The 2,188-nt window shown below is 70.5% G+C and carries 3 protein-coding genes; 2 read left to right on the top strand and 1 reads right to left on the bottom strand.

Features of this window, described 5'->3' with window-relative positions:
- The first annotated feature begins 52 nt into the window (after positions 1 to 52).
- Together V7D28_RS15010 and V7D28_RS15005 are read left to right on the top strand one after the other, a co-directional pair.
- On the top strand, positions 53 to 937 hold the full coding sequence (locus V7D28_RS15010) for a 50S ribosomal protein L11 methyltransferase (protein WP_333588186.1): 885 nt from the start codon (positions 53 to 55) through the stop codon (positions 935 to 937).
- A gap of 69 nt (positions 938 to 1,006) precedes the next feature.
- Entirely contained in the window at positions 1,007 to 1,366 is a 360-nt protein-coding gene (locus V7D28_RS15005) for a hypothetical protein (protein WP_333588185.1), read from the top strand.
- Positions 1,367 to 1,468: 102 nt separating this feature from the next.
- Here V7D28_RS15005 and V7D28_RS15000 read toward each other — a convergent pair.
- A partial coding sequence (locus V7D28_RS15000; RefSeq protein WP_333588184.1) for a hypothetical protein occupies positions 1,469 to 2,188 on the bottom strand: 720 nt, incomplete at its 5' end.

Raw genomic sequence — 2,188 nt, 5'->3', positions numbered from 1 at the left:
ATCGGTCCGATAACCGGTTCCCTGTTTTCGGCGCGCGCTCTAGAGGAGGCGCATGACCGAAGACGCCGTCCAGATCATCGCCCGCGGCCCCCGCGCCGACGCCGAAGCCGCCGCCGAGGCCATCGATCGCCACCCTCTGCTCGAAGGGGCGACCTATTCCATCCTGGAAGAGGACGAGGATCGCGACATCTGGCGGATCGACGCCTTTCCCACCACCACCGAAGAGGCCGACGCCCTGCGGGAGACGCTGGCGGGCTTTCCCACCCTGGTGACGGCGACGGAGGTCCTGGCCGACGCCGACTGGCTGGCCATGGCCCTGTCAGGCCTGCCGCCCGTGCGCGCCGGGCGGTTCTTCATCTATGGGGCGCACGACCGGGGTCTGGCCCCGGTCAACGCCGTCAACCTGCGGATCGAGGCCGGAGCAGCCTTCGGCACCGGCCACCATGGCACGACGGTGGGCTGCCTTCTGGCCTATGACGCCCTGCTGAAGGTGCGCCGTTTCGCCCGGGTGCTGGACGTGGGGGCGGGAACGGGCGTGCTGGCCATCGCCGCGGCCAAGACCGGCTCACCCGTGGCGGTGGGCACCGATATCGACCGGCCCTCGGTGCGCATCGCCCGGGAGAACGCCCGCCTGAACCAGGCCCAGGCCCGCTTCGTCCACGCCTCGGGGCTCGGACACCGGCTTGTGCGCCAGCACGCTCCCTATGACCTAGTGTTCGCCAACATCCTGGCCGCCCCGCTGGTCATGCTGGCCCAGGACATCAAGGGCGCGCTGGCGCCTGGCGGCACGGCCATTCTGTCGGGTCTGCTGAGGGTCCAGGCCCGCCGGGTCCTGGCGGCCTATCGCTCGCGGGGCTTCGTCCTGGTGCGCCGGATCAACCGTGACGCCTGGACGACCCTTGTTATCCGCCGCGGCGGCGCGGCTGGAACCGTGTGAAACATACCGGCGTTTCCCTGCCCGATCGGCGATGGCTTCGCCATGCCGGCCTGAGGAGAGAGAAACCCAATGACCTACGACCCCAATACCGAACGCCGCGATCCGCCCCCAGCCACCCGCGAAGTGGTGCATAAGAGCGGCGGTTACGCCGGCTGGTGGGTGGCGGGCCTGGTGGCCATCGTCGCCATCGTCGGCCTCGTCTTCCTGTTCAGCAACGGCGGCGCCAATGACGCCGACCTGGAAATGGCCCGCGACGCCGGCCGCGCCGAGGCCGTGGTGGCCAGCGCCGCCGACAGCGCTCAGCGGGCGGCGAACCAGGCCGCGGAAAGCTCGGCCGCGGCCGCTGACGCCGTGGCCCGCAACGCCGAGGCCGCGGCCGACAACGCCGCCGAGGCCACCGACAACGCCGCCGATCGCGTCGGCATGTAAGAGACGCCCGTCGGCGCCCGCCGACACCGTCACCAACGTGAAAGGGCGGCTCCGCCAGGAGCCGCCCTTTTTCGTGCGCCTATCTCTCGCAGGCCCTGGGCCTCAGTAAACGACCCCGCCGACGCCGCCATCGAGGCTGAAGCTCATGGAGGCCGATTCAGAAACCACCTCCTCTTCCTCGCGATAGGCGGTGTAGGTCTCGGTAGCCACCATGGTCAGCACCTTCACCCCGGCGCCGAAACGGCGAAGCAGGGAGCGTTCGTTGCAGTCGCGCGCGGGCTTCTGCGGCCGGCAAGTCACCTGGCCGCCCGGCGCGTGATAGAGGGCCTCGTTCTTGGCGCAGACCAGGGTCTGACCGCCGGAGAAGTCGATCTGGCCGAGGAATTCGGCGATGGTCACCTGCAGACGGGCGCCGGCGACACAGCGATAGAGCTCGCCGTCATAGAGGTCGCGCACATCGCGCTCGGGAAACAGCTGGGCGGCGGGATGAGGCGTCTGGCGGTCGTCGATGCAGACCGCCTGGATCACCACCTTGCGGGTGCGGGTGCGAGTGGCCTCATAGGCCACGCGACGGGCGCGGCGGGCGCCTTCCACATTGAGCCCCTGAATGACGCCGCTGGCGACGGGCGGCGAATAGTATCCGCCGCCGCCTCCGCCGCCATAATAGACCGTGGTTCCACCGCCGGCGCCGCCGCGGGCCGAGGCGCCGGCCACCGCCGTGGCGCTGGCGCTGGCGTTCACAACCACCGTGGGCGCCACCACCACATTGACCGGCGGAACCTTCACCCCGTGACCGGGCGGGGCGCAGCATGGCGGCTGGGG

The organism is Phenylobacterium sp., assembly GCF_036723115.1.
Lineage (GTDB): Bacteria > Pseudomonadota > Alphaproteobacteria > Caulobacterales > Caulobacteraceae > Phenylobacterium.
Note: the sequence above shows the minus strand (reverse complement) of the source record. Positions and strands in the feature narration are given on the sequence as shown.

What these genes read in the sequence shown, in the direction of transcription:
- V7D28_RS15010 (WP_333588186.1), top strand. Translation starts at nt 53, where the DNA reads ATGACCGAAGACGCCGTCCAGATCATCGCCCGCGGCCCCCGCGCCGAC.
- V7D28_RS15005 (WP_333588185.1), top strand. Translation starts at nt 1,007, where the DNA reads ATGACCTACGACCCCAATACCGAACGCCGCGATCCGCCCCCAGCCACC.